The 15,657-nt window shown below is 72.6% G+C and carries 14 protein-coding genes and 1 pseudogene; 8 read left to right on the plus strand and 7 right to left on the minus strand.

Annotation, left to right across the window (positions count from 1 at the left end):
- Window positions 1-69 precede the first annotated feature (69 nt).
- Window positions 70-909, minus strand: coding sequence for an alpha/beta fold hydrolase (locus tag VE546_RS23420; RefSeq protein ID WP_324925563.1), 840 nt, complete (start codon window positions 907-909; stop codon window positions 70-72).
- Window positions 906-1,337: a helix-turn-helix domain-containing protein gene (locus VE546_RS23425; protein WP_324925565.1), complete on the minus strand. Its 432-nt coding sequence runs from the start codon at window positions 1,335-1,337 to the stop codon at window positions 906-908. Before VE546_RS23425 ends, VE546_RS23420 begins: the two co-directional genes overlap by 4 nt.
- Before the next feature lie 420 nt (window positions 1,338-1,757).
- On the opposite strand from VE546_RS23425, the gene VE546_RS23430 reads away from it, so the two are divergent.
- Together VE546_RS23430 and VE546_RS23435 are read left to right on the plus strand one after the other, a co-directional pair.
- On the plus strand, window positions 1,758-2,213 hold the full coding sequence (locus VE546_RS23430) for a nuclear transport factor 2 family protein (protein ID WP_324925567.1): 456 nt from the start codon (window positions 1,758-1,760) through the stop codon (window positions 2,211-2,213).
- A gap of 287 nt (window positions 2,214-2,500) precedes the next feature.
- Window positions 2,501-3,352 carry an SDR family NAD(P)-dependent oxidoreductase gene (locus VE546_RS23435; protein WP_324925569.1) on the plus strand — a complete coding sequence of 284 codons (852 nt, stop codon included), beginning with the start codon at window positions 2,501-2,503 and terminating at the stop codon, window positions 3,350-3,352.
- Between the two features lie 94 nt (window positions 3,353-3,446).
- On the opposite strand, the gene VE546_RS23440 is transcribed toward VE546_RS23435, so the two are convergent.
- On the minus strand, window positions 3,447-3,806 hold the full coding sequence (locus VE546_RS23440) for a MerR family transcriptional regulator (RefSeq protein ID WP_324925571.1): 360 nt from the start codon (window positions 3,804-3,806) through the stop codon (window positions 3,447-3,449).
- A 64-nt stretch (window positions 3,807-3,870) separates the two neighbouring features.
- Between VE546_RS23440 and VE546_RS23445 the strand changes: the two genes are divergently transcribed.
- The gene (locus VE546_RS23445; RefSeq protein ID WP_324925573.1) at window positions 3,871-5,052 is read left to right on the plus strand and encodes an alkene reductase; all 1,182 of its coding nucleotides are present in this window, start codon (window positions 3,871-3,873) and stop codon (window positions 5,050-5,052) included.
- Between the two features lie 88 nt (window positions 5,053-5,140).
- On the plus strand, window positions 5,141-5,752 hold the full coding sequence (locus VE546_RS23450) for a YceI family protein (RefSeq protein ID WP_324925575.1): 612 nt from the start codon (window positions 5,141-5,143) through the stop codon (window positions 5,750-5,752).
- Between the two features lie 106 nt (window positions 5,753-5,858).
- On the opposite strand, the gene VE546_RS23455 is transcribed toward VE546_RS23450, so the two are convergent.
- Both VE546_RS23455 and VE546_RS23460 read right to left on the minus strand, forming a co-directional pair.
- Window positions 5,859-6,110, minus strand: coding sequence for a hypothetical protein (locus VE546_RS23455; protein WP_324925590.1), 252 nt, complete (start codon window positions 6,108-6,110; stop codon window positions 5,859-5,861).
- A gap of 58 nt (window positions 6,111-6,168) precedes the next feature.
- Window positions 6,169-6,756 (minus strand): annotated as a pseudogene (locus VE546_RS23460) (DNA/RNA non-specific endonuclease); the annotation flags it as partial.
- Between the two features lie 165 nt (window positions 6,757-6,921).
- Between VE546_RS23460 and VE546_RS23465 the strand changes: the two are divergent.
- On the plus strand, window positions 6,922-7,776 hold the full coding sequence (locus tag VE546_RS23465; protein WP_324925577.1) for a caspase family protein: 855 nt from the start codon (window positions 6,922-6,924) through the stop codon (window positions 7,774-7,776).
- A 181-nt stretch (window positions 7,777-7,957) separates the two neighbouring features.
- Here VE546_RS23465 and VE546_RS23470 read toward each other — a convergent pair whose 3' ends face one another.
- A complete protein-coding gene (locus tag VE546_RS23470) occupies window positions 7,958-9,178 on the minus strand; it encodes a hypothetical protein (RefSeq protein WP_324925579.1) in 1,221 nt (406 codons plus the stop codon).
- A gap of 269 nt (window positions 9,179-9,447) precedes the next feature.
- Here VE546_RS23470 and VE546_RS23475 point away from each other — a divergent pair, with 269 nt between their 5' ends.
- On the plus strand, window positions 9,448-13,155 hold the full coding sequence (locus VE546_RS23475; protein WP_324925581.1) for a glycoside hydrolase family 2 TIM barrel-domain containing protein: 3,708 nt from the start codon (window positions 9,448-9,450) through the stop codon (window positions 13,153-13,155).
- Between the two features lie 82 nt (window positions 13,156-13,237).
- On the opposite strand, the gene VE546_RS23480 is transcribed toward VE546_RS23475, so the two are convergent.
- Window positions 13,238-14,464, minus strand: coding sequence for an MFS transporter (locus VE546_RS23480; protein WP_324925584.1), 1,227 nt, complete (start codon window positions 14,462-14,464; stop codon window positions 13,238-13,240).
- 152 nt (window positions 14,465-14,616) lie between these two features.
- Between VE546_RS23480 and VE546_RS23485 the strand changes: the two genes are divergently transcribed.
- Window positions 14,617-15,087, plus strand: a complete 471-nt coding sequence (locus VE546_RS23485; protein ID WP_324925586.1) for a MarR family winged helix-turn-helix transcriptional regulator — start codon at window positions 14,617-14,619, stop codon at window positions 15,085-15,087.
- Between the two features lie 77 nt (window positions 15,088-15,164).
- Complete coding sequence (locus VE546_RS23490; RefSeq protein ID WP_324925588.1) at window positions 15,165-15,545, plus strand: NUDIX hydrolase; 381 nt, start codon at window positions 15,165-15,167, stop codon at window positions 15,543-15,545.
- The last annotated feature ends 112 nt before the right edge of the window (window positions 15,546-15,657 follow it).

The following is a 15,657-nucleotide window of genomic DNA, read 5'->3' on the forward strand; positions in this document are numbered from 1 at the left end:
GGCGGGCCGTGTCGGCCGGACGTTCCCGGCCCCGGACCCAGCCCGGAGCCGGGAACCTCCCGTGGCCGCTCAGCCGCGGAGAAAGGCGAGGACGGAAGCCGTCTGTCCCATGACGGAGTGACCGATGCCGGGCAGGATGCGCACGGTCGCGTGGGGGACGGACTCCTCCAGACGGCGGGCGGTGTCCCGGGAGTCGAACATCGCGTCGCGCTCGCCGGCGATCACCAGCACGGGCATGGCCAGGCGGCGCAGCGCGTCGTCGGGGAACACCGGCAGCGGCTCCTTGCGCGGCCGGAAGTGGGTGAAGGTGAGCGCCAGGGAGTCGCGGAACGCCCGGGCCCGCGCGTCCGTGAGCCCCGCGACGGCCGCCACCGTCCTGCGCTGTCCCCACTGTCCGAACGGCTTCAGGAACAGTGCCTTGAGCATCCAGTCGTACTTCTGCCGGCCGATGCCCCCGGGGCACATCAGCACCAGGCGCTCCACACGTTCCGGCCGCCGCGTCGCGTAGTCCAGCGCCAGCCATCCGCCGAGCGACGCCCCGACGACCGAGGCCCGCGTCACCCCCAGTTCCCGCAGCGTGTCGTCCAGCCACAGCGCGTACGCATCGGACTCCAGGGGCGGACGCGACGGCGCGCTCAGGCCCGGCTCGCCGATCATGTCGACCGCGTAGACGCGGAAGTGCTCCGCCCAGGAGACGACGTCGTCCCGCCACATCGCCGCGTTCGTCCCGGAGCCGTGGAACAGCAGCAGGGGCGGCGCGTCCCGGGGGCCGGAGGCCACGACGAAGGTCTCGCCCTCGCGCGTCGGCACGCGGAGGTGTTCGCAGGGGACCGGCCAGGCGCGCAGGGCCTCCCGGTAGCGCCTCTCCAGCTCCCTGCCCCCGGCCTCGGTCCGGTAGATGGCGCTCACGACTCGACCACCGCGTCGATGTACTCCAGCAGCCGGGCGGTGTCCGCAGGACCGCCCAGGATGACCACCTTCATGCGTCCCCTCTCCTCGTCGTAGGCCGTCTCCACCCGCAGCGGCCTGGTGTCCTGGCCGCGGTGGGCGATGGAGGCCGTGAGGAGGGTGGTCACGCGGTAGGCCGTCTCGGGGCTCACGGCGTCGATCTCCACGATGCTCGACGCGTCGACGTGCCGCCGGCGCCTGGCCGATTCGCCCGGTGACGGCGCCACGGGACGGCCGGTGAACGCCTCCAGGTCCTCCCGGGCGATCCGGTACTGCTTGCCGATGCGGACCGCCTTGAGCCGCCCGTCGCGCACGTAGTTGCGCACGGTGCGGACGTGCAGTCCCAGGCGGTCGGCGACTTGTTCCACCGAGTAGAACTGTGACTCCATATCTTCACCTTAGCTCGTATCACGAGGGAAGGATAGGGAGTTTTGAGGAATCTTAGGGAGCGGCGGGGGATGGGCTGCACGTCGGGACCGGACGGCCCGGATCACCTGGGGACGCCGGAGCGGGGACCGGGACCGTACGGGCGCTCACGGGGGCCGGCGCGTCACCGGAGCCCGTCCCGGTTCCTCCTGGTCGGTCCGGGAACGGGGCGCTGCGGCGACACCGGCGCCGGACGCCTCGCCGGAGGCCGCCTGCCGGCCGTTGGTACGCCGACCGGTCGGAGACCGGGACCCGCCGCAAAAGCGGATCTTGATGTCCCGTGCCGTTACCCGGGAGGTAATGGCGCCGATCCGTCGGCGCCTGCCAGGATGCCGGTCTCGCCGCGTCAGTCGGACGCGGGCTTCGGATCGGAGTGATGAGTCGTGTCCACAGCCGTACCCGTGACCACCCGCACTGTCGTGGAGGAGCTGTTGCGTCGGATCGGTGAAGGCGACCCCGAGCGCATCGCCGAGATGTACGCCGAGCGGAGCGACTGGAAGCTGGACTGGCCGGAGACCGAGCACGGTCGGGCCGCCACCCCATGGATCTGTCACCGTTCCACCCGCGCCGATGCCGCCGCCCACTACCGCGAACTCGCCGAGCACCATGTGCCCGGGCAGGCGGCGACCGAGATCGAGCGCATCCTCGTCGACGGCGACGACGCGGTCGTGCTCGGTGAGATCCGTCAGACCGCCCGCTCCACCGGGCGTGCCTATCGCGCTCGGTTCGCCTTGCACCTCACCGTCGAAGACGGCCTTGTCACCCGGCACCACATCTACGAAGACAGCCTTGCCGTCGCCCAGGCGTTCGACGCGAAGGGACCGAGTGAGGCCTGCTGAGGCATCCGTGAAGTCGGCCGGCCCAACGGCGATCCTGCCGGGCAGCTCCTCCCGGAACTCCCCCTCCACGCCGCTCCGGCGGCATGCCGGTGGACCCGGCACACGGTCGGGTCGGCGTTCACGTCCCGGGTGATGAGGCTCTTCGCGCCGGTCCCGGCCTGACGGGGAAGGCCGCGGACGTCTCCGCGGCTGCCGTCCGGCGTCCTTCCGGGAGTATGGTGCGTCGTGCCGGGCGGTGGCCATCCGGCGGGCGACACCGGGACTTTCACCGGGGAAGGGCTTGTCGGATGGGGCGTACGACGTGGCGGACGCAGGTCGCCGTGGTCACCGGAGCCGGGCGGGGGATCGGGCGCGCGGTCGTCGAGCGACTGGCCGACAGGGGTGTCCAGGTCTACGCCGTGGACCTGGACGCCGAGGCCGCCGGGCGGACCGCGGAGTCCGTGGGCGCCGGGTGCCGCGCCCGCGGGGTCGACGTGACCGAGCCCCAAGCCCTGCACCGGCTGGCCGCCGAGGTCGTGGAGGAGTGCGGCCGTCTGGACCTGCTGGTGAACAACGCCGGGGTCCTCTACGACGGGCGCCTGACCGACCAGGACCCCGCCCTCCTGCGCAGGATGGTGGAGGTCAACGTGCTCGGTGTGGTGAACGGCATGCAGGCCGTACTGCCGGTGATGGTGCGCCAGGGCGGCGGGCACGTCATCACGGTGGCCAGCGCCACCGCCGCCAAACCCCTCCCGGGGCTGGCCGTGTACAGCGGCACCAAGGCGGCCGTCACCGCCATGGGCCGGGCGCTGCGCCGCGAACTCCGCGGCACCGGCGTGCGGATCAGCGCGGTCCTGCCCTACCTCACCGACACCCCGGCCGGCCACGGGCTGCGCGCCCAGCCCGGCTTCCGCGCACTGGCACCCGAGGCGGTCGCCGCCCGCGTCGAGCGGCTGCTGGAGAGGCCGCGCACCACCGTGTACGTACCCGGTCGGCTGCGTGTGCTGCTCCCGCTGCTGGGACTGCTGCCCGAGCGCCTGGCCGACGTCCTCGACGCCCTCCTGCGCAGCGACGAGATCGCCCTGGACGCCCGTCCCGAGGACCGGGCCGCCTACGTGGCGGAGCTGCGGCGATCGCGCCCCTCCCCGCCCGGCGCCTGACCCGCCGGACCACCGCCCGCACCGACCCGGTCGCCGTCCCGGGCGGCACCCCGGTGGAGACCGGCCGCACCGTGCTCTTCGAGGGCGTGGTGCGTCAGCAGCCCGACGCCGCGTCGATCACCTCGTCCAGGACGTCGCGGGACCGGACCAGTTCGTCGATCGCGCGGTTGATGCGGTCCCGCTCCGCGGTGAGTTCGGCGACCAGCCGCGGGGTGGCGATCTCGGACGGGCCGCCGTCCGCGTCCCGCAAGCAGGGGAGCAACTGCGCGATCTTCGCGCTGCACAGCCCCGCCGCGAAGAGCTCCTGGATGCGGATGACCCGGTCCACCGCGCTGTCGGAATAGTCGCGGTGGCCGCCGGGGGTGCGCCCGGCCGTCAGCAGCCCCTGTTCCTCGTAGTAGCGCAGCGACCGCTCGCTCACCCCGGTACGGCGGGCCAGCTCTCCGATTCGCATCCCCACCTCGCATGCCGACTCACGACTTGAATCTGACACCGATGTCAACTTCTACCGTAACGGCATGACGGACTCACCTCTGCTGACGCCCTGGTCGCTCGGCTCCCTGAGCCTCCCCAACCGCATGGTGATGGCCCCGATGACGCGCTTCCGCGCCGCCGAGGACGGCACGCCCCTGCCGGTCGTCGCCGAGTACTACGCGCAACGGGCGGGCGCGGGCCTCATCGTCACCGAGGGAATCTGGCCCAGCCGCCGCGGCCAGGCGGGCTGGCGGATGCCGGGGCTGGAGACGCCGGAGCACGTCCGCGGGTGGCGGGCCGTGACCGGGGCCGTGCACCGGGCGGGCGGACGGGTCTTCGCCCAGTTGATGCACGGCGGGCGGCACGGGCATCCGCTGTCCCGCCTGGCCGCGGACGTACCGGCCGGCCCCTCCCCGGTGCCGGTGCCGGGCCCCGTGCACGTCCGCGACGGCGGCAAGGCGGATCCCGTCGTGCCGCGCGCGATGACCCGCGACGACATCCGGCAGGCCGTCGCGGACCACGTGACGGCGGCCCGCAACGCCGTCGCCGCGGGATTCGACGGGGTCGAACTGCACGGCGCCAACAGCTATCTGATCCACCAGTTCCTGGCGGACAACACCAACCTCCGGGACGACGAGTACGGGCCCCGCACGACGGAGGACCGCATCCGCTTCCCCGTGGAGGTCGTCACCGCGGTCGCGCGCGCCGTCGGGGCGGAGCGCACCGGACTGCGGCTCTCGCCGGGCAATCCGCAGGGCGGCATGGTGGAGGCGGACCCCGGACCGGTCTACCGGGCCCTGGTCGAGGCGCTGGACGGCCTCGGGCTGGCGTACCTGCACCTCACCGACAACGACCGCTACCCGGCCCTGGCCGATCTCCGCCCCCGCTGGCACGGGACGCTCATCGCCAATGTCGGCGAGAACGGCGATCCCACCACGAAGGAGGACGGTGAGGCCGTCCTCGCCTCCGGAGCCGCCGACCTGGTCTCCTACGGCAGGGCCTTCCTGGCCAATCCCGATCTTCCCGAGAGGTTCGCCCGGAACGCACCCCTCAACGCGATCGACACCGCCCACCTGTACACCCACGGCGGCGAGGGGTACACCGACTACCCCCGCCTGGCGCCGGGGGTGCCCCCGGTGCCGCCGCGGCGCCCGCGCCGTGCGATCACCGAAGCGGACGGGGGCGGCGGCACAGGGGCTGCGGTGCTCATCCGGAGGGAATGTTGAATCTTAAACGAAATGGGTCTACGGTCTCTTCTGTCGGGAGTTCACCTGCTTCGGCGGAAGGCCGCGGCACGTCTCCAGGGAGTCCGTCATGGGTCTGTTCGGCCACAAGAGCACCACCACGTCCACCACCCCGGCCGCGTCCGCCGCCAACCCGGAACCGGTCGCCCTGACCGGCGACTACACCATCGATCCGGCGCACACCACCCTCGGCTTCACCGCCCGCCACGCCATGGTCACCAACGTCAAGGGCGCCTTCCTCCGCTTCGAGGGCGCCCTGCACCTGGACGGCTCGGACCCGTCGAAGTCCACCGCCTCGCTCGACATCGAGATGGCGAGCATCGACACCGGTTCCGCGGACCGCGACGCCCACCTGAGGAGCGCGGACTTCTTCGACGTCGAGAACCACCCGACGATGACGTTCCGCTCCACCGCGGCCGAGGCCCTGGGCGGCGACCGCTACCGGATCACCGGCGACCTCACCATCCGGGGCACCACCAGGCCGGTCACCATCGACCTGGAATTCAACGGCGCCGCCACGGACCCGTTCGGCAACGAGCGCGTCGGTTTCGAGGGCCGGGGCGAACTGCTCCGCTCCGACTTCGGCCTGACCTGGAACGCCGCCCTGGAGACCGGGGGAGTCCTCGTCTCCGACAGGATCAGGCTCACCTTCGACATCTCCGCGATCAGGAAGCCGGCCTGACGCGTACAGGGCGTCACCGGGCCGCTCGCCGCCAGGAAGATCCCGACGGCGGCGGCCCGGCCCGGTGGCGCGGTGCCGTCCCCTCCACGGCCGTCCCCTCTACGGTCTACGGCCGTTCCCGCACGGCGATGTCGTCGTAGGACTCCAGGAGGGTCCAGCGCCCGGCGGCGCGGCGGTCGGCGGGCAGCCGGTCGGCGTCCGGGAGCGGCCCCAGGTCGAGGCCCGTGAGCCCGGCGACGTCGGCGACGGGCACCTGGAAGGTGCGGAAGGCGCCGAGCGGCGGCGGGTCCCCGGCCCTCGCCGCCTCCTCCAGCGCCCGGGCGGCCGCCTCCCGGGAGAGGTCGGGACTCTGGTCCAAGTACGTACGCGGTCGACGCCAGTTCCCCGTCCTGCACGAACGCGGCGACCTTCCAGAAGCGCAGCGGCACCCCGATGCCGCGGTACGGCGGATCGGAGTCGGCGAGGACCGGACCGGTGAACACCGTCAGCCTGCGGTCGAACCGCTCGGCGTGACCGAGCAGGAAGTCCTCCAGCCCCAGCCACAGCCGCCTGCCCTGGTTGAAGAGATTCATCTGCGGGGCCGCGTTCGTGTAGTGGAACGTGTCGCTGTCGGCCGTGGCCGCCTCGTCCCGGGTGCCCCACACCGGGTCGAGGCGGCGGACGAGGTGCCCCTTGTCCAGCGGGTTGTCGGCGTAGACCGGGTGGCCCGCCTGCCCGCTCTCGGGCAGGCGGGGGTCGAACCGCCAGTCACCACCGCGCGGCACGTCGACCCGCTTGCCGCCGTCGATCATCACGGCCGTCGCCGCGGCCAGGCGCCGGTCGGGGCGGAACACCACACTGAAGTGCGTGTACGGCAGGACGACCGTCTCGACGTCCGGGTCGGTGGGAAGCGGCAGCGGTACGGTCGGCCCGAGGAAGTCCGCGTCGTACCCCGCGCGGTTCTCCAGGGACTCATGGGTCGCGGTCTCGCCGACGGGCCCGGGAGGATCGGGAGGAGTGGCCATGGGCCTTCACGTACCGCGCCGCCCTTGCCCGCACACCGGGGCGGTCCTCAAGGTCGCTCGCCTGGCCGGATGTTGTTGATTCTTCACATACACGAGCGACTAGGCTGGTCATCAGAGGGTTTGCCCGCGGGACAGCGTTTCCGCCCGCAGGGAAGGAGAAACCCCATGGCACACGGCATGTCCCTGCACATAGGGATCAACAGGGTGGATCCCGCGAAGTACGGCGGCTGGGACGGCAAGCTCATCGCCTGCGAGAACGACGCCCGCGACATGGAGCAACTGGCGAGGGAAGCCAAGGTCGAGGACCGCACCGTGCTCCTCACCGCGGACGCGACGGTCGACAACGTCACCGCCGAGCTGCGCAAGGCGGCCAGGGTACTCGCGGCGGGGGACATCCTGTTCCTCACCTATTCCGGTCACGGCGGCCAGGTACCCGACACCAACGGGCCCGAGGACGAGCCGGACCGCCTCGACGAGACCCTGGTCCTCTACGACCGGGAGTACATCGACGACGAGCTGTACAAGGAGTTCGACGGCTTCGCCGAAGGAGTCCGGATCTTCGTCTGCCTCGACTGCTGCCACAGCGGCAGCGGTATCCGGGTGCGGGAGATCCTCACCCCGGAGGCCATGGAGGAGCAGTTCCAGACGAGCGATCCCGACCAGGTCGAGACGACGTCCAGGCTCATGCCCCTGGACCGGCAGGCCGAGGCCTACGAGCGGGACAGGGAACTCTTCGACACCATCCAGCACGAGCTGAACGCCAAGGACGCCCGGGATCTCGGGGCGACCGCCCTGCTCATCTCCGCGTGCCAGGACAACCAACTGGCGGCCGACGGACTGCGCAACGGCCTGTTCACCGGAATGCTCCTGGAGGTGTGGAACGGCGGCAAGTTCACGGGTGGGTACAAGGCGTTCCACCGCGAGATCCTCACGAGGATGCCGCCGACCCAGAGCCCGAACTTCTTCGTGACCGGCCGGCCCGGCAGCCGCTTCATCCGGCAACGGCCCTTCACGATCTGAGCCCGGTCCGAACCGGGGTCCACGGCCCGGACCGGGGCATGGCCCCGACCACCCGGGTCGGCCCGGGTACGTGCGGGTCGCCTCCCGCGGGGAGCGGCGGCCCGCCGCGGGACGCGTGCGCGGGACGGCCGGCACCCGGCGCCCTGACACCCCCGTACGCCGGCCCCGCGGGGGCGTGCGCTCAGACGCGCCTGGCGGGCGAACCGAACAGCCGCCTCCGCGGCCTCCGCGAAGCGCTCGCCCTCCCGGACTCCCCGAGGGCCTTCACCTGCGTCTCGGCGGCGCCGGCGGCGGGTCCCTGCCCGGGCCTGGCGGCCTGGTCCTCGGGCCTGAGGGTGAGGGGGTCCCGCGACCGCGGAGGGTCCGTCAGGCCGCGCTCGGGAGACCTCACGTTGCTGATGATGTACCTGCCCTGCTCGTCCACCGCGCGGGTGATGCTCTCCTGCAGGGCGCCGAAGACCAACGCCCAGAAGAGGATCTGGGCCGCGGAGTCGAGGTCGGTGAGTCCGGGGATCACATCGGCGCGGATGAGGATGATGCCCACGACGGCGGCGATGGCTCCCACCGGCAGCTTCAGGAGCAGCAGCCACCAGGAGATGTGGTAGGGCTGGGCCGTGCTGCGCATGTCGCGCAGCGAGGCGACGCCGGTCAGGGCGGCGCCCAGCAGTCCGAAGAGGCATATGAGCAGGACGTCGAAGAAGCTGGCCGAGTCGCCGGTGGGGCAGACGTCCTGCCCGTACGGGGTGAAGCAGAACAGGCCGGTCAGGCCGCCGTCGCTCCCCGCGGCATCGAGGCCGAACAGGAACAGCAGCAGGGCCGTGAGCGAGATCAGGATCACGGTGTACCGCCGGACCATCTTCACGAAGTCGCGGACCCTGGCCTTCTCGCTGTCCTCGGCCTCGTACGCCGCGTGCAGCGCGTCGACCGCGAGCTGCTTCATGTGCGGGGTGAGGGAACCGGTCCCGCCCGTCCGGTCGGCCGCCCGGCGGCGGGCCTCCTCCACCAGCCGCACCAGTCGCGGATCGTCGGGCTTCAGGTGCAGGCGGGCCTGGACGAGGACCTTCTCGAAGTACCGGCCCGCCTCCTCCTCGGGGGTCAGTTGCAGGATCTCCACCTCGGCCTCGTGCACGTTGGACAGGGCCGCGTAGGGAAGACCGCCGAAGAGCCGGGATCGCAGGGCCGACGGTGGCCAGAGCTTCTGCTCGAGGATGTCGCGCGCCGCCTTGAGGTGCTGCTCCGCCTTGTGCGCGACTTCCTCGTCGGCCGCGTTCCGGTAGCCGCGCGCCTTGATCCTGTTGAGGTCGGACTGGAGTTTGGCGATGTGGGCGCCGAGCTGCGCGGACCACAGCGCACTGCCTCCACCCGCCACGTCCCCGTCCTTGTCCCTGCCGGTGAAAGCCATGGGGCCTCCTCCCGGGGAGGCGACTTCGCGGTGTCTCTCCGTTCAGTGTGGATCCGTCACGAGGGCGCGGCAAACACATCCGTGGGTCATTACGCGCAGGCCGCGCCGCGGGCTCCGGGGCGTGGTTGACGCCCCATCAACGCCTGAATAGCGTGCGAAGGCGTTCAGTCGTGTTCATTTCCTTCCGAACCTGTGAGGTGATCGGAGTGAGTACACGGCACGGCGGCTTACGACGGGGCGGCGGAAGGCTTCTCGTCGCGGCGCTGGCGATGGCCACCGTCACGGGGCTGAGCGCCCCGGCGGCCCCCGGCGAGGCACCGGACGCGGGCGGTCCGCCCGCGGACGTGCACACCTACCTGGAGGACCCGCGGATGACCGGCGAGGGCCAGGAGCCCCCGCACGCCTTCCTGCGGCCGGACGACGGGGAGCGGCTGCGCAGTCTCGACGGGACGTGGCGGTTCACCGTCGTCGACCGTCCCGAGGAGGTGCCCGAGGGCTTCTGGAAGGAGGACTACACCGCCGACGGCTGGCGGCGGGTGGAGGTCCCGCACACCTGGCAGACCGACGACCTCGACCACCCGGTCTTCCGCAACGTGCAGAGCGAGATCGTCCCCGACGATCCGCCGAAGGTGCCGCGCGACGTCAACCCCACCGGTGTCTACCTGCGGGACGTGCACGTGCCCGAGGACTGGGCCGGGCAGCGGCAGGTGCTCCGCTTCGACGGGGTGACCTCCGGCTGGTTCCTGTGGGTCAACGGCCACTACGTCGGCTACGACCAGGGCGGCTACGTGCCCGCCGAGTTCGACGTGACCGAGCACCTGCGCCCGGGCCGCAACCGCGTCGCCGTCCAGGTGCACCGCTGGAGCGCCGGCTCGTACCTGGAGGACTACGACCAGTGGCGCTACGCGGGCATCTTCCGCTCCGTCACCCTGTACTCCACGCCGAAGACGCGGATGGAGGACGCCTACGTCACCACCGACCTCGCCGCCGACCACCGTGACGCGACGCTGCGCGCCGAGGTGGACGTGGTCCGCGCCGAGGGCGGCTCCCGCGGGCCCCACCGCGTCACCGGCGTGCTGTACGACCCGCGCGGACACCAGGTGCGGCGGCTGACCGCCGCGGTGACCGGCGACCGCGCGGTCCTGACGGGCGAGGTCGCCGACCCCGCCCTCTGGTCGGACGAGGCACCGCACCTGTACACGCTGGCGCTGCGCCTGCACGGCCCCGACGGGAGGACCGTGCAGGCCACCCGTCTGAAGGTCGGCTTCCGCGAGGTCGAGGTCGGCGACGGGCAACTGAAGCTGAACGGGAAGCGCGTCCTGATCAGGGGTGTCAACCGGGCCGAGACCGACCCCGACACCGGGCGGCACATCACCCGCGCCCGCATGGAGCAGGACATCCGGCTGATGAAGCGGCTGAACGTCAACGCGATCCGCACCTCGCACTACCCGTCGGACCCGTACCTGTACGACCTCGCCGACCGCGAGGGCATGCTGATCGTCGACGAGATGGAGGTCGAGACCCACAGCCACGAGCGGTGCCCGGAGGACTGCCTGGCCGAGCGGCCCGAGTGGCAGGAGGCGTTCCTCGACCGCCACCGGGGCGTGGTCGAGCGCGACAAGAACCACCCCAGCGTGATCATGTGGGACACCGGCAACGAAGCCGGGCTCGGCAGGGCCCACTACGCGATGGCGGAGTGGACGCGGGAGAACGAGCCCACCCGGCCGCTGTACCACCAGTCCAACTGGCCCGACGGCGACGCGCCCTTCGCCGACGTCGCCGGTCCCCGCTACCCCACCCCGGCCTCGCTGGCGCAGAAGGCGAGGACCTTCACCAAGCCGATCGTGATGGGCGAGTACGCGCACGCGATGGGCAACAGCCTCGGGAACTTCCGCGAGTTCTGGGAGGTCGTGCGCACCCATCCCCGCGCCCAGGGCGGCTTCATCTGGGACTGGGCCGAGCAGAACATCCGCCGGCCGCTGGTGTTCACCCCCGACACCTCTGGCAACGGCATCGCCGCCTCCCTCTCCGGCAAACCGCGGGTCGTGGCCGGTCACGGGGGCGGCAAGGCCCTGTACCTGTCCGGCCTGGACGACTTCGTGGAGGTCTACCGCGACCGCAGGCTCGACCTCACCGGCACGGCCGTCACCCTCGACGCCCGCGTCCGGCCCGCCGAGCCGTGGACCGGCGACTTCACGATCGTCTCCAAGGGGGAGCAGTACGTGCTGCGCATGAAGGACGAGCGCACCCTGGAGTTCACGATCACCAGCGGGGGCGGGCCGCGCACCGTCACCGCGCCCGTCCCCGACGGCTGGGCGGGAGCCTGGCACCGGGTCACCGGCACGTACGACGGCGGCGCGCTGCGCCTGTACGCGGACGGCAGACAGCTCGCCGAGACCCCCTGGACCGGCCGCATCGACCACACCGGCTACGACCTCGGCATCGGCCGCAACACCGACACCATGGAGGACGGCTACGCCGGGCGCACCGCCAAGGGCACCGTCGACAAGGTCCGCGTCTACGACCGGGCCCTGGCCCCCGCGGCGCTCGCGGCGGGGGAGGACCCCCGGCGCGACGCCGTCATCGCCCTGGACTTCGACCGCTTCACCCGCAAGGGCGACTACCTCTCCTACGGCCTGTACGAGTCGGGGGTCGACGGCCTGGTCTCCGCCGACCGCGTGCCGCAGCCCGAGACCGCCCAGCTCGCCTGGGTCCTGGCGCCCATCAGGATCACCGACGCCGACGCCCGCTCCGGCCGGGTGAGGGTCACCAGCGAGCGCCTCTTCACCGACACCTCGGACCTGGAACTGCGCTGGGAGGTGACCGAGGGGACCAGGACCGTCGCGAGCGGCACCCGCCCGCTGGACCTCGCGCCCGGCGCGACCGCCGAGATCGCCCTGCCCGCCCCGCCCGCCAACCCCGGCGGACACGAGCGCCACCTGACGGTGCGGGCCGTCACCGCGCGCGACACCAACTGGGCGGGGGCCGGGCACACCGTGTCCTTCGGCCAGTTCCCGGTGGGCGGCGACAGGGTGCCCGAGCCCGTCCCCGTCCCCGACGCCCGCGGCGGTGCGACCGCCGTGGAGCGGGACGGGAGGGTCGAGGTGACGGGCGACGGGTTCCGCTACACCTTCGACAAGCGGCGGGGCACGCTCACCTCGATGCGGGCCGGCGGCCGAGAGCTGCTGAGGTCCGGGCCCGAGCTGGACGTCTGGCGGGCCCCCATCAGCAACGAGCGCTGGGACTGGGGCACCGCCGAGGGCAAGCGGTGGCAGGAACTCGGCCTGGACCGGCTGCGCACCACCGTGGACGGCGTGGACGTGGCCCGCGGCGACGACGGCGCGGTGACCGTCACCGTCCGCTCCACCGCCGCCGCGCCCGACGTGACCGGCGCGTCCTTCGCCCAGACCGTGGCCTACCGGGTGGACGGCTCCGGCACCGTCCGCGTCCGGCACCGGGTCGAGGCGCGCGGCGGGTTCCGTGCGCTGCCCTACCTGCCGCGCGTCGGGCTGAAGTTGCGGGTGCCCCAGCGGTACGACACCTTCCACTGGTACGGGCGCGGACCGGTGGAGAACGTGAACGACCGCAAGGACGGCACGCCCATGGGCGTGTGGTCCACCTCCGTGGCGGACCAGTACGTGGAGTACCTCAAGCCGCAGGACCACGGCAACCACGACGACGTCCGCTGGGCCGCCCTCACCGACGGCCGCACCGGCGGACTGCTGGTCTCCGGTGACCTGGAGGTGGCGGCGACGGCGTACGACGACCTGGACCGCGCCGCCTATCCGCACTTCCTGAAGCGCAACGACGGCTGGCACACCCTCCACGCCGACCACGCGGTCACCGGCGTCGGCGACACGCCCAACCCGGTGCGCGAGGAGTACCAGGTGGAGGCCGACCGGCCGTACGACTACACGCTCACGCTGCGCCCCCTGACCGGGAAGGAGGCGGTCACGGCGCTCACCCCGCGCCGCTGAGACGGACACGGCGTGTGCCCCGCCCCCTTGGCCGGGGGGCGGGGCACACGCGTCGCGGGGGAGGGGCCGGACCGGCCGGGGCTCAGCGGGAGACGCTCAGGACCTCGGCGTCCTCGGGGGTGTCCTTGGGGGCGGCGCCGGTCGCCGCCCGCCCGGGACGGGCCGGGTCGCGCCGTTCCAGGAAGGCCGAGAGGAAGGCCAGGCCGAGGGCGCTCCCGGCGAGCAGGGCACCGACCCAGTTGGGGGAGGTGTGGCCGAAACCGGCCGCGATGACCAGGCCGCCGAGCCAGGCGGACAGGGCGTTGCCCAGGTTGAAGGCACCGATGTTGACCGCGGAGGCGAGCGTGGGCGCGGCGGCGGCCTGGTCCAGGACGCGCTTCTGCAGCGGCGGCACGGTCGCGAAGCCCAGGGCACCGACCAGGGCGATGGTGACGGCGGCCGCGGCCTTGTGGTGCGCGGTGAGGGTGAACAGGGCCAGGACGACGGCCAGGGCCCCCAGCGACACGTACAGCATGGGCATCAGCGCGCGGTCGGCGTACCGGCCGCCGACCAGGTTGCCGCCGACCATGCCGAGGCCGAAGAGGACGAGCAGCCAGGTGACGGAGGACTCCGCGTATCCGGCGGCCTCGGTCATCATCGGCGCGATGTAGGTGATCGCTGCGAAGACCCCGCCGAAGCCGAGCACGGTCATCGCCATGGCCAGCAGCACCTGGACGTTGCGGAAGGCGGCCAGTTCGTGGCGGAGCCGCACGCCTTCGGGCCTGGGCTGCTCGGGCACCAGGGCGGCGACGCCGGCCAGGCCGAGGACGCCGAGCGCGGCGACGGCCAGGAAGGTCACGCGCCAGCCCAGGCCCTGCCCGACGAAGGTGCCCAGCGGAACGCCGACGACGTTGGCGACGGTCAGGCCGGTGAACATCATCGCGATCGCGCCGGCCTTCTTCTCCGGGGCCACCAGGTCGGCGGCGACCACCGAGCCGATGCCGAAGAACGCGCCGTGGGCGAGCGAGGCGATGATGCGCCCGGCCAGCATCACCCCGAAGACCGGGGCGAGCGCGGAGAGCAGGTTGCCCACGACGAACAACCCCATCAGCAGCATCAGCATGCGCTTGCGGGAGACCCTGGTGCCCAGGACGGTCATCAGCGGGGCGCCGAACACCACGCCGAGCGCGTAGCCGGTGACCAGGTAGCCGGCGGCCGGGATCGAGACCTGGTACTCGGCGGCGACCTCGGGGAGGAGGCCCATGATCACGAACTCGGTGGTTCCGATCCCGAAGGCCCCGATGGCGAGGGCCAGGAGTGCGAGAGGCATGAGAGGGGATTGCCTTCCCAAGATCGTTGCTTTAGCGGGTTACGCGCAAGCACAATAGTTGCATGCGCGGGTTAATTGCAAACGCTGGATATTTCGGTGCTGCCCTATCCTGGATTCCGCAGCCGCGCACTGCTCCACAGGAGGGGACCGCCATGACCGCCACGGACACCGCGCCCACCGGCCTCGCCCAGGGCTGGTGCGCCCTCTCCCTGCTCCACGGCAGGATCGAGGCCCACATCGAACGGGCCCTCCAGGCCGAGCACGGCCTCAGCGTCCGTGAGTACTCCCTGCTCGACGTCCTCAGCCGCCAGCACCAGGGCCCCGGGGGGCACCTGCAGATGAAGCAGGTCGCCGACGCCGTCGTCCTCAGCCAGAGCGCCACCACCCGCCTGGTCACCCGGCTGGAGGAGCGCGGGCTGCTCACGCGCTACCTGTGCCCGACCGACCGGCGCGGCATCTACACCGACGTCAGCGAGGCCGGCCTGGAACTGCTGGCCCGCGCCCGGCCGACCAACGAGCGTGCGCTGCGCGAGGCCCTCGACCGGGCCGCCGCCCAGCCCGAACTCGCCCCCCTGGTGCGCGCCGTCGAAACCCTCCACGCCGCCTCGGACACCGCCGGGTGACGTCCGCCGCGCACGGCGGCGGACCCCGTGACGGAGGAGGACACGGGACCGGAGGGGCCGCCGCGGACCGGCCGGGGATCTCCGCCGCCGTCGTCGTCCGGAACGGGCGGGTGCTGATGATCCGCCGCCGCGTCCCGGAGGCGGACCTGGTGTGGCAGTTCCCCGCGGGCGGCATCGAACCGGGCGAGTCCCCCGAGCGCGCGGCGGTGCGGGAGACGCTGGAGGAGACCGGGCTGGTGGTGAAGGCGGTGAGGCCGCTGGGGGAGCGCGTCCACCCGCAGACCGGCCGACGCGTGGTGTACACCGCCTGCGAGGTGGTCGCCGGCGAGGCGTTCGCCGCGGCTCCCCGGGAGGTCGCCGACGTCGCATGGCTCACCCGCGGTGAGCTTCCGCGGCGCGTGCCCCACACCCTGTCCGGCCCGGTGCGGGAGTACCTGGACGGCGAACTGCCGCACTGACCCGGGCGCGCCGCCGTCAGGCCGTACGGCGGAGGCGTTCGAGGAGGCGGTCGGCCTCCCGGCGCAGTTCCGCGCCCAGGGCGGACAGCCCGCGGCGGTGCCGCGCACGGCG

The organism is Streptomyces sp. (genome assembly GCF_035644915.1).
Taxonomy (GTDB): domain Bacteria; phylum Actinomycetota; class Actinomycetes; order Streptomycetales; family Streptomycetaceae; genus Streptomyces.